Below are 17,194 nucleotides of genomic sequence, written 5' to 3'. Positions count from 1 at the left end.
GGCATTCCATACCAAGTAGAGACACCTCGATATGTCGACACTCGCCACGCCCGCGCAGGCCGTGCCTGCCGCTTCCTCCTCGCGCCCCCGGCTGACGCCGCTGCTGTGGCTCTGCCTGGCCGCCACCTGGGTGGTCTGGGGCTCGACCTACCTGGCCATCAAGTACGCGCTGATCAGCTTTCCGCCGTTCCTGCAGATGGGCTCGCGCTTCCTGGTCGCGGGCGTGCTGCTGGCGGCGTGGATGCGCTGGCGTGGCACGCCCTGGCCCACGCGCCAGCAGTGGCGCAATGCGCTGGTCGTCGGCGCGCTGATGCTCGGCGGCGGCATGGGCGGCACGGCCCTGGCCGAGGTGTCGATCGGTTCGGGGCTGGTGGTGGCGTTCATTGCCGTCATTCCGTTGCTGATTGCGCTCTTGAATCTGATCTGGGGCGTGAAGCCGGCGCGGCTCGAAGCGGCGGGCATCGCGCTGGGGCTGGTCGGCGTGCTGATGCTCACGCAGGGCAGCGGCTTCAAGGCCTCGCCCGAAGGGCTGGTGGCGATCTGCGTGGCCTGCATCTGCTGGTCGCTCGGCAGCGTGCTGAGCCAGCGCAAGCTGCCGCTGGCGCCCGGCGCGATGGGCTTTGCGAGCGAGATGCTGTGCGGCGGTGTGGTGCTGATGGTGCTGGCCGCGGTGTCGGGCGAAACGATGAGCTGGCCGCCGCAGCCGGTGGCGTTGGGGGCGTGGGTCTACCTCGTGGTGTTCGGCTCGCTGATTGCCTTCAACGCCTATATGGTGCTGCTCGCGCAGGCGCCGGCCGGGCTGGCGGCGAGCTACACCTTCGTCAATCCGGTGATCGCGATGCTGCTGGGCGTGTGGATCGCCCACGAGACGGTCACGCGCTTCGAGTGGTACGCCGTGGGCGTGGTGCTGGCGGGCGTGCTGCTGTTGCTCTTCAAGCGCCCGCAGAAGGGCTGACCGAGCTCAGGCGGGGCGGCGCCAGAAGGCGAGGGTGGCGGCCAGCAGCCACATGCCGACCGCGCAGCTGCGGTTGAGCACCTTGAGGCCGCGGCGCGAGAGCCAGCGCACGGCCTGCGTGCCGGCGCCGGCGTAGGCCAGCATCACGCAGGTGTCGAGCGCCACGAAGATCGCGCCCAGCACCAGGTACTGCATGCCCTGGGGCTTGGCGGTGTCGATGAACTGGGGCAGGAAGGCGGCGAAGAACAGCACCGTCTTCGGGTTCGACAGCGCCACCATCAGGCTGCGCACGAGGGCGATGCGCCCGTGCGGACGGACCTCGACGGCCGACTTGGCCAGCGCGGTCCCCAGGTCGGTCGCCTCGCTGCGCCACAGCTTGATGCCGAGCCACACCAGATAGGCCACGCCCGCGACGCGGATCGCGTTGAAGAGCCATTCCGAGGCCGCGAGCAGCGAGCCCAGCCCGAGCGCCACGACCGCGATCAGCGAGACGCTGCCCAGCGAGGCGCCCACGATGCCCCAGCTGGCGCGGCGCATGCCGCCGTCGATGCCGTTGGACAGCGCCAGCAGCATGGTCGGGCCGGGGATCACCGCCAGGGCGAGCGAGGCGACGGCATAGATCAGCAGGGTGTCGAGGGTCATGGCTTGGTGGCGGCTTGGCGTTGTTCGGCGGCGGCCCGGGCGCGCGCGAGGGCGGCTTCGACGATCGAGCGCTTGCGCGTGTCGGCGGCCTGCGGTTCGGCGGCAGCAGGCGCGGGTTCGGCCTCACGCTTCGCGGTCTCGCGATGTTGGGCGTGCAGCTTATAGCGCTGCAGCGCGGCCTCGGCCTGTGCTTGCGACCACGCCTGCCAGCCGCTGCGGCCGGGCGTTTCGACTTCGAGCGAGATGCAATCGACCGGGCAGACCGGAATGCACAGCTCGCAGCCCGTGCAGTGCGCCTCGATCACCGTGTGCATGCGCTTGTGGATGCCGATGATCGCGTCGGTCGGGCAGGCGTCGAGGCAGAGCGTGCAGCCGATGCACCAGGCCTCGTCGATGACCGCCATGGCGCGCGGGCCTTCGGTGCCGAACTGCGGATCGAGCGGCAGCGCGGCGCGGCCCGTGAGCAGCGCGAGGCGCTCGATGCCCTCGGCACCGCCGGGCGGGCACTGGTTGATGTCGGCCTCGCCGTCGGCGATGGCCTGCGCATAACCCGCGCAATCGGGGTAGCCGCACCGTGTGCACTGCGTTTGAGGCAGTGCGTCGTTGATGCGTGCGGCCAGCCCGTTCACGGTGGGTGATGCGCGCGGCTCAGCGCGCGGCGCTGGCGCGGGGCTTCTTGGCCGCGGCCGGCTTCTTGGCAGCCGGCGCGGCCTTCACGGCGACGGCCTTCTTGGCGGCGACCGGCGTCTTGCGGGCTGCAGCGGTGGCCACGGCCTTCAGCTTCTGGCCCGGCTTGATGCGGTCTTCGGCCGGCAGCTCTTCGCGCGCACCGGCGCGGCGCTGGGGCTCGTCGCTGGCGGCGATGAAGTTGCGCACCTTCGGATAGACCAGGTCGCGCCAGCGGCGGCCACTGAAGATGCCGTAGTGGCCCGCGCCCTTGACCTCGTAGTGCTCGCGCTTGGCGTCGGCGATGCCGGTGCACAGGCTGTGCGCGGCCTCGGTCTGGCCCGAGCCGGAGATGTCGTCGAGCTCGCCTTCGACGGTGAGCAGGGCGGTGGCGTGGATGTCCTGCGGACGCACGCGCTCCACCTGGCCGGCGGGGCTCTTCACGTCCCAGGTGCCGTTGACCAGGTCGAAGTCCTGGAACACGGTGCGGATGGTCTCGAGGTAGTAGTCCGCGTCCATGTCGAGCACGGCGTTGTACTCGTCGTAGAACTTGCGATGGGCTTCGGCGCTGGCGTCGTCACCCTTGATCAGGTCCTTGAAGTAGTCGTAGTGGCTGCTGGCGTGGCGGTCGGGGTTCATGGCCACGAAGCCCGTGTGCTGCAGGAAGCCCGGGTAGACCTTGCGGCCCGCGCCCGGGAAGCCTTGCGGCACGCGGTAGATCACGTTGTTCTCGAACCACTCGAAGCTCTTGTTGGTCGCGAGGTTGTTCACGGCCGTGGGCGATTTGCGCGCGTCGATCGGGCCGCCCATCATGGTCATCGTGAGGGGCAGCGGCTCGTCGCGGCTGGCCATGAGCGACACGGCCGCCAGCACCGGCACGGTGGGCTGGCACACGCTCACGACGTGGCAGTTGCCGTACTCGGCCTGTAGGCGGCGGATGAACTCCTGCACGTAGTTGATGTAGTCGTCCAGGTGGAACTCGCCGTCCGACAGCGGCACCAGGCGCGCGTTCTTCCAGTCGGTGATGTAGACCTTATGGTCCTGCAGCATGGTGCGCACGGTGTCGCGCAGCAGCGTGGCGTAGTGGCCCGACAGCGGCGCCACGATCAGCACCACGGGCTGGCTCTTGAGCGTCTTGAGGATGTGCGGTTCGTCGGTGAAGCGCTTGAAGCGGCGCAGTTCGCAGAAGGGCTTGTCGAGCTCGACGGCCTCCTGGATCACGACCTCTTCGCCGTCGACCTTGACGGACTTGATGTTGAACTCGGGCTTCTCGTAGTCCTTGCCCAGCCGGTACAGCAGGTCATAGCCGGCGGCCATGCGCTGTGCCATCGGCAGTTGGCTCCAGACGGCGCCGGGACCGTAGAGCTTGGAGGCGGCCTGGGCGAAGTCCGAGAAGGGCTCCATCAGGGAACGCTGGGCTTCGTAGAGTTGATAGAGCATCGCGGGTCTTTGAGTGGATGTTGCAGTGCAATATATCAGTGCATTTGCCGCGGCGCAGGGGGCCGAACCCTAGCCCGCAGCGGGCTGGATTCGGCTTCTGTGGCCGAATGTGAACGAATCGTCAAAAAGTCGATTCAGTCACACCCGGTTGTCACCTAGATGACCTTCGCAATCGACGCGCAGACGTAGTCGATGTTCTTGCTGTTGAGCGCGGCGACGCACATGCGGCCGGTGTCGGTGCCGTACACGCCGAACTCGTTGCGCAGGCGCACCATCTGGTCCTTGGTCAGGCCCGAGTAGCTGAACATGCCGATCTGGGTGGTGATGAAGCTCATGTCTTCCTTCACGCCGGCGGCCTTCAGGCCGTCGACCAGCTTCTGGCGCATGGCCTTGATGCGCACGCGCATCTCGCCCAGTTCCTTTTCCCACAGGGCGCGCAGCTCGGGGGTGCCGAGCACCGCGGCCACCACGGCGCCGCCGTGGATCGGCGGGTTGCTGTAGTTGGTGCGGATGGCGATCTTGAGTTGCGACAGCACGCGGCCGGCTTCTTCCTTGTTCTCGCACAGCACCGACAGGGCGCCGACGCGCTCGCCGTACAGGCTGAAGCTCTTGGAGAACGAGGTGGAGACGAAGAAGGTCAGGCCGGCGTCGACGAACTTGGCGACAGCCGCGCCGTCTTCCTTCAGGCCGTAGCCGAAGCCTTGGTAGGCCATGTCGAGGAAGGGCACCAGGCCCTTGGCCTTGACGGCCGCAACGACCTGGTCCCATTGCTCGGGCGTGATGTCGTAGCCGGTCGGGTTGTGGCAGCAGGCGTGCAGCACGACGATGGTGCCGGCCGGTGCCGCGTTCAGGGCGGCCAGCATGCCGTCGAAGTTGATGCCGCGCTGGGCGGCGTCGTAGTAGGGGTAGCTCTCGACCGTGAAGCCGGCGTTGGTGAACAGCGCGCGGTGGTTTTCCCAGCTCGGGTCGCTGATCAGCACGGTGGCGTTGGGGTTGAGCTTCTTGAGGAAGTCGGCGCCGACCTTCAAGCCGCCGGTGCCGCCGATGGCCTGGATGGTGGCCACGCGGCCGGAGGTGACGGGCTCGCTCTCGGGGCCGAAGACCAGGCCCTTGACGGCGTTGTCGTAGGCCACGATGCCGTCGATCGGCAGGTAGCCGCGGGCCGAGGGGGCCTTCATCATGTTCTGCTCTGCGGCCTGCACGCACTGGAGCAGGGGCAGCTTGCCGTTGTCGTCGTAATACACGCCGACGCCGAGATTGACCTTGAGGGGGTTGGTGTCGGCTGCAAATTGCTCGTTGAGGCCGAGGATCGGGTCGCGCGGCGCCATTTCGACCGCGGTGAACATAGACATGGAAAGGTCCTTTGGGATGAAAGCTTCGCTGGCAACCGGAGGAGGCTTTATCCTTTCCGGTTGCCTTGAATTTTACCGGCGCCACGCCACCTGTCGGGAACAGCCATGCCAGAGAACACCGAAGCCATAGCAGACCTGAAGAAAGTCGACCCGATCGGGCCGGCGAAACAGGGCGAATTCATCCGCTATCCCGACTCGCCGTTCGAGCTGTTCCAGCCTTATCCGCCGGCAGGCGACCAGCCCACGGCCATCGACGGCCTGGTGGCCGGGGTGCTCGACGGCGAGGTGTACCAGACGCTGTTGGGCGTCACGGGCTCGGGCAAGACTTTCACCATGGCCAACGTGATCGCCCGGCTGGGCCGTCCGGCCATCGTGTTCGCGCCCAACAAGACACTGGCGGCGCAGCTGTACAGCGAATTCCGCGAGTTCTTCCCGAAGAACGCCGTCGAGTACTTCGTGAGCTACTACGACTACTACCAGCCCGAGGCGTACGTGCCGCAGCGCGATCTGTTCATCGAGAAGGACTCCTCGATCAACGAGCACATCGAGCAGATGCGCCTGTCGGCCACCAAGAGTGTGCTGGAGCGGCGCGACACGGTCATCGTGGCCACGGTGAGCGCCATCTACGGCATCGGCACGCCCGAGGACTACATGGAGATGCGGCTGATTGCCCGCGTCGGCGACAAGGTTGGTCAGCGCGATCTGATCTCGCGGCTCATCCGCATGCAGTACACGCGCAACGAGCAGGACTTTGCGCGTGGCACGTTCCGCGTGCGCGGCGACACCATCGACGTGTTCCCGGCCGAGCACAGCGAGCTGGCCATCCGCTTCGAGCTGTTCGACGACGAGATCGAATCGTTGCAGCTGTTCGACCCGCTCACCGGGCGCATCCGCCAGAAGGTGCCGCGCTTCACGGTGTACCCGTCGAGCCACTACGTGACGCCGCGCGACAAGGTGCTGGCGGCGGTGGAAACCATCAAGATCGAGCTGGCCGGCCGGCTCAAGGAGCTGACCGGCTCCGGCAAGCTGGTCGAGGCGCAGCGGCTGGAGCAGCGCACGCGCTTCGACCTGGAAATGCTGGCCGAAATCGGCCACTGCAAGGGCATCGAGAATTACACGCGGCACCTTTCGGGCGCGGAACCTGGCGACCCGCCGGCGACGCTCACCGACTACATGCCGAAGGACTCGTTGATGTTCCTCGACGAGAGCCATCAGATGATGGGCCAGCTCAGCGCCATGTACAACGGCGACCGGGCGCGCAAGGTCACGCTGGTCGAGTACGGCTTTCGCTTGCCGAGCGCGCTGGACAACCGGCCGCTCAAGCTCGAGGAGTTCGAGAAGCGGGTGCGCCAGTGCATCTTCGTGTCGGCCACGCCGGCGCAGTACGAAAAGGACCACGCCGGAAACGTGGTCGAGCAGCTGGTGCGGCCCACCGGGCTGATCGACCCCGAGGTCGAGGTGCGTCCCGCCACGCACCAGGTGGACGACGTGCTGGGCGAGATCCGCATCCGCGTCGAGAAGAACGAACGCGTGCTGATCACCACGCTGACCAAGCGCATGGCCGAGCAGCTCACCGACTACCTGAGCGACAACGGCGTGAAGGTGCGCTACCTGCACAGCGACGTCGACACGGTCGAGCGGGTGGAAATTTTGCGCGACCTGCGACTGGGCTCGTTCGATGTGCTGGTGGGCATCAACCTGCTGCGCGAAGGGCTGGACATTCCCGAGGTGTCGCTGGTGGCGATCCTCGATGCCGACAAGGAAGGCTTCCTGCGCGCCGAGCGCTCGCTGATCCAGACCATCGGCCGGGCGGCGCGCAACCTGAACGGCAAGGCCATTCTTTATGCCGACCGGATGACCGAGTCGATGAAGAAGGCCATCGGCGAAACCGAGCGCCGCCGCACCCGGCAGATCGCCCACAACGAGGCGAACGGCATCACGCCGCGCAGCATCGTGAAGCAGGTGCGCGACCTGATCGACGGCGTCTACAGCGAAAAGACCGGCAAGGAAATGGCCAAGCTCGACCTGGAACGCGCCAAGGTCGAGGGCATGAGCGAGAAGGACATCGCCCGGGAAATCAAGCGACTCGAGAAGCAGATGCTGGAGCACGCCCGCAACCTCGAGTTCGAAAAGGCGGCCCGGGTGCGCGACCAGCTGGCGCTGCTGCGCGAGCAGGCGTTCGGGGCGTCGGGCGGCGACAACATCCCCGGTTTGGCGTCCTGAGTTTGGCTAAGCCATAAGTTCGCTTTCTTCAATCGAACCGCGCTGGGGTTTACCCGAGCAGATCTCAGGGGCTTCTGCTATACTTGACCGAAATACTCAACAACAAAGAACTTCGCGATGAAGGACCGACTCCTACCGGCTGGTTCACCAGCGTCGGGGTCGGGCAGGGCGGAGACGAAGTCACCGCGGCCCAAGGCTGTGGTGTCATTTCAACGGTAAGCACTTGAAGGAGCTTGCGATGCGTCTCACTACCAAAGGCCGTTTTGCGGTCACAGCAATGATCGATCTGGCGTTGCGTCAGAACACCGGTCCGGTCACGCTGGCTGCGATCAGCCAGCGGCAGCAGATTTCGTTGTCGTACCTCGAACAGCTGTTTGGCAAACTGCGCCGCCACGAGCTGGTCGAATCGACCCGCGGCCCCGGCGGCGGCTACAGCCTCGGACGCAAGGCGGCGGACATCACGGTCGCCGACATCATCGTGTCCGTCGACGAGCCGATCGATGCCACCCAGTGCGGCGGCAAGGAAAACTGCCTCGGTGAGCAGGGTCGCTGCATGACGCACGAACTCTGGGCCTCGCTGAACCAGCGCATGGTCGAGTTCCTCGACTCCGTCACGCTGCAGAAGCTGGTCGACGACCAGATCGCCAAGGGCGTGCAGATCGAGAACAAGCCGGTCGTCAAGCGCGCCATCTCGGCCCAGCCGGTGGTCAAGCCCATCCGCGTGAACGCACCGAATTCGGTCTTCGCCCTCGGCAACGTCTTCGCGAAGTCCTGACCCCCGATGAGTCCGGCGATGCCTGCGGGCATCGCCCTGAGTTTGCCCTGATCCCAGAACACAACCCCCCACGCCAGCCCGAGCCAGCCATGGACGTCACTCCTCATTTCCCGATCTATCTCGATTACGGCGCCACCACGCCGGTCGACCCGCGTGTGGTCGACGCCATGATTCCCTGGTTGCGCGAACATTTCGGCAACCCGGCATCGCGCAGCCACGCCTGGGGCTGGGAAGCCGAAGAGGCGGTCGAGAAGGCGCGCGGCCAGGTGGCCGACCTGATCAACGCCGACCCGCGTGAAATCGTCTGGTCGTCGGGCGCCACCGAGTCGATCAACCTGGCGCTCAAGGGCGCGGCCCACTTCTACAAGGGCAAGGGCAAGCACCTGATCACCCTGAAGACCGAGCACAAGGCCGTGCTCGACACCATGCGCGAACTCGAGCGCCAGGGCTTCGAAGTGACCTACCTCGACGTCGAGGAAAACGGCCTCGTCGATCTCGAGAAGTTCAAGGCGGCCATCCGCCCCGACACCATCCTGGCCAGCGTGCTCTTCGTGAACAACGAAATCGGCGTGATCCAGGACGTGGTCGCGCTGGGCAATGCCTGCCGCGAAAAGGGCGTGATCTTCCACGTCGACTCGGCCCAGGCCACCGGCAAGATCGACATCGACATCACGAAGCTGCCCATCGACCTGATGAGCCTGGCGTCGCACAAGACCTACGGCCCCAAGGGCATCGGCGCGCTGTACGTGCGCCGCAAGCCGCGCATCCGCCTCGAAGCGCAGATGCACGGCGGTGGCCATGAGCGCGGCATGCGCTCGGGCACGCTGCCCACGCACCAGATCGTCGGCATGGGCGAGGCCTACCGCATCGCCAAGCTCGAGATGAAGGACGACATCGCCCATGCGGCGCGTCTGCAGAAGCGCCTGCTCGACGGACTGAAGGATGTCGAACAGGTCTTCATCAACGGTGACCTCGAGCGCCGCGTTCCGCACAACCTGAACATGAGCTTCAACTACGTCGAAGGCGAGTCGCTGATCATGGGCATCAAAGGCCTGGCGGTGTCGTCGGGTTCGGCCTGCACCTCGGCCAGCCTGGAACCCAGCTATGTGCTGCGCGCCCTGGGCCGCAGCGACGAGCTGGCCCACAGCAGCCTGCGCATGACCATCGGCCGTTTCACGACCGAAGAAGAAATCGACTACGCCATCTCGACCATCAAGCACAACGTCGCCAAGCTGCGCGAGCTGAGCCCCCTGTGGGAGATGTTCCAGGACGGCGTCGACATCAGCACGATCCAGTGGTCGGCCCACTGACCCAGGCCAGCCCAAGGCTCCACGATTGAACAAAGTTTGAGAGGTACACCATGGCATATTCTTCCAAGGTCATCGACCACTACGAAAATCCCCGCAACGTCGGTTCCTTCGAAAAGGGCGACGACTCGGTAGGCACCGGCATGGTCGGCGCACCGGCTTGCGGCGACGTGATGAAGCTGCAGATCAAGGTCAACCCCGAAACCGGCGTGATCGAAGACGCGCGCTTCAAGACCTACGGCTGCGGCTCGGCCATCGCCTCGTCGTCGCTCGTGACCGAATGGGTCAAGGGCAAGACGCTCGACGAAGCGGCGGCCCTCAAGAACGCGCAGATCGCCGAAGAACTGGCGCTGCCGCCGGTCAAGATCCACTGCTCGATCCTCGCGGAAGACGCCATCAAGGCGGCCGTGAGCGACTACAAGGCCAAGCACGGCGCCAAGACCCCCGAGTCGACCGCCGAAGCTGCTGTTCACTGAGATGGCCGTCACGCTGACCGAAGCCGCTGCGCGCCACGTCACCCGCTACCTCGGCAAACGGGGCAAGGGCGTGGGCGTGCGGCTGGGCGTGAAGACCACCGGCTGCTCGGGCCTGGCCTACAAGCTCGAGTACGTCGACGAGTTCACGCCTGAAGACGTGGTGTTCGAAGACCACGGCGTGAAGGTGCTGGTCGACCCGAAGAGCCTGGCCTACATCGACGGCACGCAGCTCGACTTCGTGCGCGAAGGCCTGAACGAGGGCTTCAAGTTCATCAACCCGAACGAACGTGATCGCTGCGGCTGCGGCGAAAGTTTTCGCATCTGATGCGTCGTCGCTGACCGCGACCACAGCCGCCACCATGTCATGTGCTGGCGGTTTTTTCTTGCCATGAATCTGAACGACACCGACTTCCAACTGTTCGCCGTCCCGGCGACCTTCGCGCAGGACCGCGCCGTGCTCGACGCGCGCTGGAAGGAACTGCAGCGCGAGGCGCACCCGGACCGCTTCGCCGCGCAGGGCGCCGCGGCGCAGCGCGTGGCCATGCAGTGGTCGGTGCGCATCAACGAGGCCTACCAGCGGCTCAAGGACCCGATCCGTCGCGCGAGCTACATCTGCGAACTCAACGGCGCGCCGCTGAATGCCGAGAACAACACGGCGATGCCCGGCGCCTTTCTGATGCAGCAGATGGAGTGGCGCGAAGCGCTCGACGACGCCCGCGACCTCGCCGCTGTCGAGGTGCTGCAGGAGGACGTCGAAACCACGCGCGCCCGCGCACTCTCGTCGCTCGACTGGCTGATCGACGAAAAGGGCGACTACCCCGGCGCCGTGCAGCAGGTGAGAGCCCTCATGTTCATTGAGCGCTTCAGCCAGGACGTCGAAACAAAACTCGATCAGTTGGGACAATAAGCCCTTATGGCTCTTCTTCAGATTTCCGAACCCGGCCAGGCGCCCGACCCGCACCAGCGCCGTATCGCCGTGGGCATCGACCTGGGCACCACGCACTCGCTGGTGGCCTCGGTGCGCAACGGCGTGGCCGAGTGCCTGCCCGACGACCAGGGCCGCGTGCTGCTGCCCTCGGCCGTGCGCTACCTCGACGGCGACCGCCGCCAGATCGGCTTCGACGCCGTGGCTGCACGCGCGCAGGACCCCGCCAACACCATCACCTCGGTCAAGCGGCTCATGGGCCGCGGCCTGGCCGACATCGCGAACCGCGATGCCATGTCGTACCGCATCGGCGGTGACGACGGCGGCATGGTCAAGGTGCAGACCTCGGCCGGCGAGAAGTCGCCCGTCGAGATCAGCGCCGAGATCCTGGCCACGCTGCGCTACCGCGCCGAAGACACCTTCGACGACGAGCTCTACGGTGCCGTCATCACCGTGCCGGCGTACTTCGACGAAGGCCAGCGCCAGGCGACCAAAGACGCCGCACAGCTGGCAGGCCTGAACGTGCTGCGCCTGATCAGCGAGCCGACCGCCGCTGCCATTGCCTACGGCCTGGACAACGCCAGCGAGGGCGTCTACGCGGTCTACGACCTGGGCGGCGGCACCTTCGACATCTCGATCCTGCGGCTCACGCAGGGCGTGTTCGAAGTGATCGCCACGGGCGGCGACTCGGCCCTGGGCGGCGACGACTACGACCATGCCATCGCCGACTTCGTGCTCGCGCAGACCGGCCGTCAGGCCGGCAGCGACAACGACCGCGCCGCGCTGCTCGTGGCCGCGCGTGCCGCCAAGGAGGCACTGACCGATGCCGAGTCGACCCTCTTCAGCGCCGCGCTGGCGGGCGGCAAGGCCGAATTCACGCTGACCCGCGCGCAGTTCTTTGCCGCCACGCAGGCGCTCACCGACCGCACCCTCGCGGCCGTGCGCAAGGCGTTGCGCGACGCCAAGCTCAAGCCCGAGGAATTGCAGGGCATCGTGCTCGTCGGCGGCTCCACGCGCATGCCGCAGATCCGCAGCGCCGTGGCCGCCTATTTCGGCCGCGAGCCGCTGATCAACCTGAACCCCGACGAGGTCGTCGCGCTCGGCGCCGCCATCCAGGCCAACCAGCTGGCCGGCAACAACGGCGCGGGCGAACTGCTGCTGCTCGACGTGATCCCGCTGTCGCTCGGCATCGAGACCATGGGCGGCCTGGTCGAGCGCATCGTGCCGCGCAACCAGACCATCCCCACCGCGATGGCCCAGGACTTCACGACCTACCAGGACGGCCAGACCGCGTTGGCGCTGCATGTGGTGCAAGGCGAGCGCGACCTCGTGTCCGACTGCCGCAGCCTCGCGCGCTTCACGCTGCGCGGCATCCCGCCGATGGCGGCCGGCGCGGCGCGCATCCGCGTGACCTTCACTGTCGACGCCGACGGCCTGCTGAGCGTGAGCGCCAAGGAGCAGGGCAGCGGCGTCGAGGCCAGCGTGGCGGTCAAGCCGTCGTACGGCCTGTCGGACGACCAGATCGCGACCATGCTGCAGGAGAGCTTCTCCACCGCGCAGCAGGACATGCAGGCCCGTGCGCTGGTGGAGTCGCGCGTCGATGCCGACCGCATGCTGCTGGCCACGCAGAGTGCGCTCGATGCCGACGGCGATCTGCTGAGCGCTGAAGAGCGCGCCGCCATCGACGCCTCGATGGCACGGCTGCGCGATGTTGCCAAGAGCAGCAACGAAGCCGCCGTGATCGAAGCCGCCACGAAGGCGCTGGCCAACGACACCGAAGCCTTCGCCGCCCAGCGCATGAACGCGGGCATTGCACGCGCGCTCGCGGGCCGCAAGGTCGAATCCCTGTAGACAGAACAAATCCTTCATGCCCACGATCAAGATCTACCCGCATCCCGAGTACTGCCCGCAAGGCGCCGAGATCACCGCGCCCGCCGGCACCTCGATCTGCGAGGCCCTGCTCGACCACGACATCAACATCGAGCACGCCTGCGAGATGAGCTGCGCCTGCACCACCTGCCACGTGATCGTGCGCGCGGGCTTCGACTCGCTGAACGAAGCGGAAGAGGGCGAAGAAGATTTGCTTGATCGCGCCTGGGGCCTGGAGCCGCAATCGCGCCTGAGTTGCCAGTCGATCCTGGCGCAGGAGAATGTGACGATCGAGATTCCGAAGTACTCGATCAACCACGCCAAGGAAAACCACTGATGTCGCGCCAGATCGTTCTCGATACCGAAACCACTGGGCTCTCTGCGGAGAACGGCGACCGCATCATCGAGCTGGGCTGCGTGGAGCTGTTCGCGCGCAAGCTCACCGGCAACGACCTGCACATCTACTTCAACCCGGAGCGCGAGAGCCACGAGGACGCGCTCAAGGTCCACGGCCTGACCACCGACTTCCTGCGCGACAAGCCGAAGTTCGCCACGCTGGGCAAGGACATCATCGAGTACTTGCGCGACGCCGAGCTCATCATCCACAACGCGGCCTTCGACGTCGGCTTCCTCAACAAGGAATTCGAGCGCGCCGGCCTGCCGCCGCTCAAGACCTTCGTGAGCGAAGTGACCGACACGCTGGCCATGGCCAAGCTGGTCTACCCGGGCAAGCGCAATTCGCTCGACGCGCTGTGCGACCGCTTCGGTGTCGACCGCTCGAACCGCACCTTCCACGGCGCCAAGCTCGACGCGCAACTGCTCGCCGACGTCTACATCAACCTCACGCGCGGGCAGGACGCCCTGCTGATCGACGTGGCCTCGAACGAGCCCGCGCAGGGCACGACGGTCGTGGCCATCGACCTGAGCCAGTTCGAGCTGCCGGTGATCGCGGCGGCCGAGCATGAGCTCAGCGCGCACGAGGCCGTGTTGTCGCAACTCGACAAATCCAGCGGCGGAAAAACTTTATTTCGCCAAAACGGCTGAAAAGCTATGGCATAATCTGAGGCTTCGCACAACGCGATACGTGTTCAAGACACTGAACTCAAAAGCAGTGTCTCAGGGCGGTTAGCTCAGGGGTAGAGCACAGCATTCACACTGCTGGGGTCGGAGGTTCGAAGCCTCCACCGCCCACCATTTCAGACCTACGACAGACGGCACCAGCAGGTGCCGTTTTCGTTTCAGGCGGCACCTTCGGGTGCCGTTTTTGTTGGTCCCGCGCAAATCCCGATGCCATTCAGGACGGGTCTGCCGCGCTCAGAAGGAGCGGCCTTCGCGGTTGCGCTGCAAGTCGGCCTCCACCATCATCGCGCACAGCTCCTCCAGCGTCGTCCGCGGCTCCCAACCCAGCGTCTTCCTGGCATGCGACGCATCGCCGATGAGCAGTTCCACCTCCGCCGGGCGATAGAACTTCGGATCGATCCTCACGAGGACCTTGCCGGTCTCGCGGTCGATGGCGACCTCTTCCTGCGCCGTCCCTTCGAAGCGGAGCTCGTAGCCCGCGGCCCTGAACGCCATGTCGACGAAATCCCGCACGGTTTCCGTGCGGTTGGTGGCGAGCACATAGTTGTCCGGCTTGTCGGCCTGCAGCATGCGCCACATGCCATCGACGTATTCCTTCGCATAGCCCCAGTCGCGCTTGGCGTCCATGTTGCCCAGCGTGAGCACATCGAGCTTGCCGAGCCTGATCTTGGCCGCCGCGTCGGTGACCTTGCGCGTCACGAATTCGCGGCCGCGCAGCGGGCTCTCGTGGTTGAAGAGGATGCCGCAGCAACCGAAGAGCCCGTAGCTCTCGCGGTAGTTCATCGTCATCCAGTGGGCGAATAGTTTGGAGACGCCGTACGGGCTGCGGGGATAGAAGGGCGTGTCTTCCTTCTGCGGTATGGCCTGCACGTTGCCGAACATCTCCGACGTCGAGGCCTGGTAGTACCTGATGCCGCGGTCCGTCAGGCGGATCGCGTCGAGCAGGTGGAGGGTGCCCAGCCCGTTGATGTTCGTGGTGGCTTCGGGCTGGTTGAAGCTCGCACCCACGTAGCTCTGCGCCGCCAGGTTGTAGACCTCGTCGGGCTGCGCATCGCGAATGAGCGTGATCGAACTGCCCAGGTCCGTCAGGTCGTACTCCACGAGATGAAGCTCCGGATGGTCCTGGATGCCGAGCGACTCGATGCGCCAGAAGTTCACCGAACTGGTTCGGCGGAAGGTTCCGTAGACGGTGTAGCCCTTGCCCAGCAGCAGCTCGGCCAGGTACGCCCCGTCCTGTCCGGTAATGCCAGTGACGACAGCACGTTTTTTCATGGCTTCAATGAGGTGAGAGGAAGGGAAGGGACGGGTCAGGCCGGCGCATCGACGCCACGTTCAGCCGCGGGCTGCAGGGCCGCTTGCAACGCGAGCGCCTCGCGCTTCTCGGCCGCGGGGCAGCGGCCGTAGGTGTCGTCGAAGCGCACGATGTCGTCTTCGCCGAGGTAGCTGCCGGTCTGCACCTCGATCACTTCCAGCATCGTCTTGCCGGGGTTCTCCAGCCGGTGGATGGTGCCCGAGGGCAGGTAGATCGACTCGTTCTCCCGCACCAGCAGCACTTCGCCGCCGCGCGTGGCCTTGGCCGTGCCCTTGACGACGATCCAGTGCTCGGCGCGGTGGTGGTGCATCTGCAGCGACAGCTTGCCGCCGGGCTTGACGGTCAGGTGCTTCACCTGGAAGCGCTCGCCGGTGTCGATGCTGTCGTAGGCGCCCCAGGGCCGCACCACGCGGCGATGCTCGGTGGCTTCGACCGTGCCCTCGCGCGCCAGCATGCGCACCACCTCGGCCACCTGTTCGGCGCAGTCCGCGCCCGCGACCAGCACCGCGTCCGGCGTGTCCACGATGATCAGGTCCTCGGTGCCCAGCGCCACCACGGGCCGGTGCGGCGCATGGACGAAGGTGTTGCGCGAGTTCAGCACGCTGCCCGCGCCGCTCACGCGGTTGCCCGCTTCGTCGGCCGGGTGCAGCTGGGCCACGGCGTTCCAGCTGCCCACGTCGCTCCAGGCGCCCTCGAAGCGCACCACCGCGACGTCGGCGTGCTTTTCGAGCACCGCGTAGTCGATGCTGTCGCTGCGGCAGCCTTCGAAGGCCTCGCGGTCCAGCCGCACGAAGCTGCCGTCGACCGACACCGCGGCGGTCGCGCGTTCGCAGGTGGCGAGGATGTCGGGCGCATGCGTGCGCAGGGCCGCGACCAGCGTGCGCGCCTGGACCAGGAAGATGCCCGCGTTCCAGCAGTAGTTGCCTTGCAGGATCAGCGTTTGTGCCACCGCCGCCGTCGGCTTCTCGACGAAGCGCGCCACCGCGTGGCTGGCGCCATGCCCCGTGGCCCCGGCCGCCTCGATGTACCCGTAGGCCGTGCTCGGAAAGCTGGGCGCGATGCCGAAGGTGACGATCTTGCCTGCCAGGGCTGCTTCGACGCCGCTGCGCATCGTGGCTTCGAACAGCGCCACGTCGGGAATGTGGTGGTCCGCGGGCGCAAAGAGCAGCAGGTCGTCGGGCTCGGCCAGCAGGGCCGCCGCGGCCATCGCGGCGGCCGTGTTGCGGGGCACGGGCTCGAGGATCTGGCGGCCCTGCGCGTGCGCGTTCTCGATCGCCTCGCGCACCAGGAAGCGATGCTCTTCCGACGCGACGCAGGTGATCGTCCGGTTCAGGGTCGCGAGCCGTTCGAGCGTGAGGTGCAGCAGGCTCTTGTTGCCCACGATCGGTGCGAACTGCTTGGGAAAGGCCTTGCGCGACAGTGGCCACAACCGCGTGCCGCTGCCGCCGCACAGGACCACGGGATGAATGGTGGGGGTGTTCATGGTGACCAGCCTTTGTGTGTGCAGTGGGTGATGAACCGGATCGCTTCGAGGGCGTGCCGCTCAGATCAGGCCCGTGTGAACGGCGAGGTTCACCGCCTGGGCGCGCGAATGCACATGCAGCTTCTTGTAGATGCTCTTGATGTGCACGTTGACCGTCTGGCCCGTGATGCCGAGCTTGGCGCCGATCTCCGCCGAGACGTAGCCCGACGCCACGTGGCGAAGGACCTGGCTCTCGCGCGGTGTCAGCGTCGTGTCGCGCAGCGGCGATGCGTCGTCGGCGAGCTGCGGCTCGCGGGGCTGGTGGTTCAGGCGGTGCAGCAGGCGCCGCGCGAGCCGTGGCGTGATGACGGCGCCGCCGTTCACCACGTGCAGCACCGCGTCGGCAAAGCTCTGCAGCCAGGCGTTCTTCAGCAGATAGCCCGTGGCGCCCAGCTCGAAGGCGCGCAGCACGTGGGCATCGTCCTCGAGCGCGGAGATCACGATGATCTCGCCGTTGCCATGGTGACGGCGCGCCTCGGCGATCAGCTCGAAGCCCATGCCGTCGCTGAGCCGCAGGTCGACCATCAGCACGTCGAACGCATGCGTGGCCAGCAGCTTGCGCCCCTCGCGGATGCTGTCGGCCTGGCCTTCGAGCTGGATGCGCAGGTCCGACAGCAACTCCTGGGCGATCACCCGGCGCATGTACTCGT

At 66.4% G+C, this 17,194-nt stretch carries 17 protein-coding genes and 1 tRNA gene; 11 read left to right on the top strand and 7 right to left on the bottom strand.

Annotated features, from left to right (window positions below; all coding sequences use genetic code 11):
- The first annotated feature begins 31 nt into the window (after positions 1-31).
- Entirely contained in the window at positions 32-955 is a 924-nt protein-coding gene (gene yedA, locus AC07Y4_RS25970) for a drug/metabolite exporter YedA (protein WP_495275319.1), read from the top strand.
- A 6-nt stretch (positions 956-961) separates the two neighbouring features.
- Here the strand turns inward: yedA and AC07Y4_RS25965 are convergent, their stop codons facing one another.
- From AC07Y4_RS25965 to AC07Y4_RS25950, 4 genes are all read right to left on the bottom strand, one after another.
- Positions 962-1,597, bottom strand: coding sequence for a LysE family translocator (locus tag AC07Y4_RS25965; protein WP_447745003.1), 636 nt, complete (start codon positions 1,595-1,597; stop codon positions 962-964).
- Positions 1,594-2,226 (bottom strand): RnfABCDGE type electron transport complex subunit B, encoded by a 633-nt coding sequence (locus tag AC07Y4_RS25960; protein WP_495275318.1) that lies wholly within the window; start codon positions 2,224-2,226, stop codon positions 1,594-1,596. Before AC07Y4_RS25960 ends, AC07Y4_RS25965 begins: the two co-directional genes overlap by 4 nt.
- Positions 2,227-2,245: 19 nt before the next feature.
- On the bottom strand, positions 2,246-3,703 hold the full coding sequence (locus tag AC07Y4_RS25955; protein WP_495275317.1) for a polyhydroxyalkanoate depolymerase: 1,458 nt from the start codon (positions 3,701-3,703) through the stop codon (positions 2,246-2,248).
- 155 nt (positions 3,704-3,858) lie between these two features.
- Complete coding sequence (locus tag AC07Y4_RS25950; protein WP_095947178.1) at positions 3,859-5,055, bottom strand: amino acid aminotransferase; 1,197 nt, start codon at positions 5,053-5,055, stop codon at positions 3,859-3,861.
- A gap of 105 nt (positions 5,056-5,160) precedes the next feature.
- Between AC07Y4_RS25950 and uvrB the strand changes: the two genes are divergently transcribed.
- The 10 genes from uvrB to AC07Y4_RS25900 all read left to right on the top strand — a co-directional run bounded on the left by uvrB (position 5,161) and on the right by AC07Y4_RS25900 (position 13,824).
- A complete protein-coding gene (gene uvrB / locus AC07Y4_RS25945) occupies positions 5,161-7,278 on the top strand; it encodes an excinuclease ABC subunit UvrB (RefSeq protein WP_495275316.1) in 2,118 nt (705 codons plus the stop codon).
- Positions 7,279-7,516: 238 nt separating this feature from the next.
- On the top strand, positions 7,517-8,053 hold the full coding sequence (gene iscR / locus AC07Y4_RS25940; RefSeq protein WP_056580055.1) for a Fe-S cluster assembly transcriptional regulator IscR: 537 nt from the start codon (positions 7,517-7,519) through the stop codon (positions 8,051-8,053).
- 89 nt (positions 8,054-8,142) lie between these two features.
- Positions 8,143-9,363, top strand: coding sequence for an IscS subfamily cysteine desulfurase (locus AC07Y4_RS25935; protein ID WP_062473230.1), 1,221 nt, complete (start codon positions 8,143-8,145; stop codon positions 9,361-9,363).
- Between the two features lie 50 nt (positions 9,364-9,413).
- Entirely contained in the window at positions 9,414-9,836 is a 423-nt protein-coding gene (gene iscU, locus AC07Y4_RS25930; protein ID WP_062473231.1) for a Fe-S cluster assembly scaffold IscU, read from the top strand.
- A 1-nt stretch (position 9,837) separates the two neighbouring features.
- Positions 9,838-10,161, top strand: coding sequence for an iron-sulfur cluster assembly protein IscA (gene iscA / locus AC07Y4_RS25925; protein ID WP_007828190.1), 324 nt, complete (start codon positions 9,838-9,840; stop codon positions 10,159-10,161).
- Positions 10,162-10,224: 63 nt separating this feature from the next.
- Positions 10,225-10,743, top strand: coding sequence for a Fe-S protein assembly co-chaperone HscB (hscB, locus tag AC07Y4_RS25920; protein ID WP_495275315.1), 519 nt, complete (start codon positions 10,225-10,227; stop codon positions 10,741-10,743).
- A gap of 6 nt (positions 10,744-10,749) precedes the next feature.
- The gene (gene hscA, locus AC07Y4_RS25915) at positions 10,750-12,612 is read left to right on the top strand and encodes a Fe-S protein assembly chaperone HscA (RefSeq protein ID WP_070061052.1); all 1,863 of its coding nucleotides are present in this window, start codon (positions 10,750-10,752) and stop codon (positions 12,610-12,612) included.
- 16 nt (positions 12,613-12,628) lie between these two features.
- On the top strand, positions 12,629-12,967 hold the full coding sequence (gene fdx / locus AC07Y4_RS25910; RefSeq protein ID WP_070061051.1) for an ISC system 2Fe-2S type ferredoxin: 339 nt from the start codon (positions 12,629-12,631) through the stop codon (positions 12,965-12,967).
- Positions 12,967-13,674 carry a DNA polymerase III subunit epsilon gene (dnaQ, locus tag AC07Y4_RS25905; RefSeq protein ID WP_070061050.1) on the top strand — a complete coding sequence of 236 codons (708 nt, stop codon included), beginning with the start codon at positions 12,967-12,969 and terminating at the stop codon, positions 13,672-13,674. The genes fdx and dnaQ overlap by 1 nt, the downstream gene beginning before the upstream one ends.
- Before the next feature lie 75 nt (positions 13,675-13,749).
- Positions 13,750-13,824 (top strand) — tRNA-Val (locus tag AC07Y4_RS25900).
- 120 nt (positions 13,825-13,944) lie between these two features.
- Here the strand turns inward: AC07Y4_RS25900 and gmd are convergent.
- From gmd to AC07Y4_RS25885, 3 genes are all read right to left on the bottom strand, one after another.
- Positions 13,945-14,982, bottom strand: coding sequence for a GDP-mannose 4,6-dehydratase (gene gmd, locus AC07Y4_RS25895; RefSeq protein ID WP_495275314.1), 1,038 nt, complete (start codon positions 14,980-14,982; stop codon positions 13,945-13,947).
- 35 nt (positions 14,983-15,017) lie between these two features.
- Positions 15,018-16,505 carry a mannose-1-phosphate guanylyltransferase/mannose-6-phosphate isomerase gene (locus AC07Y4_RS25890; RefSeq protein WP_495275313.1) on the bottom strand — a complete coding sequence of 496 codons (1,488 nt, stop codon included), beginning with the start codon at positions 16,503-16,505 and terminating at the stop codon, positions 15,018-15,020.
- 60 nt (positions 16,506-16,565) lie between these two features.
- Positions 16,566-17,194 (bottom strand): LuxR C-terminal-related transcriptional regulator (locus AC07Y4_RS25885; RefSeq protein WP_495275312.1); only part of this gene is annotated, 629 nt, incomplete at its 5' end.

This window comes from Variovorax sp. GW460-12-1-14-LB1 (assembly GCF_059423605.1).
This window is presented reverse-complemented; position numbering and strand designations above follow the sequence as displayed.

Bases quoted from the DNA above. Each gene is read 5' to 3' on its own strand.
- fdx (WP_070061051.1), top strand. From the start codon at position 12,629: ATGCCCACGATCAAGATCTACCCGCATCCCGAGTACTGCCCGCAAGGC.
- yedA (WP_495275319.1), top strand. From the start codon at position 32: ATGTCGACACTCGCCACGCCCGCGCAGGCCGTGCCTGCCGCTTCCTCC.
- gmd (WP_495275314.1), bottom strand. From the start codon at position 14,982: ATGAAAAAACGTGCTGTCGTCACTGGCATTACCGGACAGGACGGGGCG.
- AC07Y4_RS25955 (WP_495275317.1), bottom strand. From the start codon at position 3,703: ATGCTCTATCAACTCTACGAAGCCCAGCGTTCCCTGATGGAGCCCTTC.
- AC07Y4_RS25950 (WP_095947178.1), bottom strand. From the start codon at position 5,055: ATGTCTATGTTCACCGCGGTCGAAATGGCGCCGCGCGACCCGATCCTC.
- AC07Y4_RS25890 (WP_495275313.1), bottom strand. From the start codon at position 16,505: ATGAACACCCCCACCATTCATCCCGTGGTCCTGTGCGGCGGCAGCGGC.
- uvrB (WP_495275316.1), top strand. From the start codon at position 5,161: ATGCCAGAGAACACCGAAGCCATAGCAGACCTGAAGAAAGTCGACCCG.
- dnaQ (WP_070061050.1), top strand. From the start codon at position 12,967: ATGTCGCGCCAGATCGTTCTCGATACCGAAACCACTGGGCTCTCTGCG.
- iscA (WP_007828190.1), top strand. From the start codon at position 9,838: ATGGCCGTCACGCTGACCGAAGCCGCTGCGCGCCACGTCACCCGCTAC.
- hscB (WP_495275315.1), top strand. From the start codon at position 10,225: ATGAATCTGAACGACACCGACTTCCAACTGTTCGCCGTCCCGGCGACC.
- hscA (WP_070061052.1), top strand. From the start codon at position 10,750: ATGGCTCTTCTTCAGATTTCCGAACCCGGCCAGGCGCCCGACCCGCAC.
- AC07Y4_RS25935 (WP_062473230.1), top strand. From the start codon at position 8,143: ATGGACGTCACTCCTCATTTCCCGATCTATCTCGATTACGGCGCCACC.
- AC07Y4_RS25965 (WP_447745003.1), bottom strand. From the start codon at position 1,597: ATGACCCTCGACACCCTGCTGATCTATGCCGTCGCCTCGCTCGCCCTG.
- iscR (WP_056580055.1), top strand. From the start codon at position 7,517: ATGCGTCTCACTACCAAAGGCCGTTTTGCGGTCACAGCAATGATCGAT.
- iscU (WP_062473231.1), top strand. From the start codon at position 9,414: ATGGCATATTCTTCCAAGGTCATCGACCACTACGAAAATCCCCGCAAC.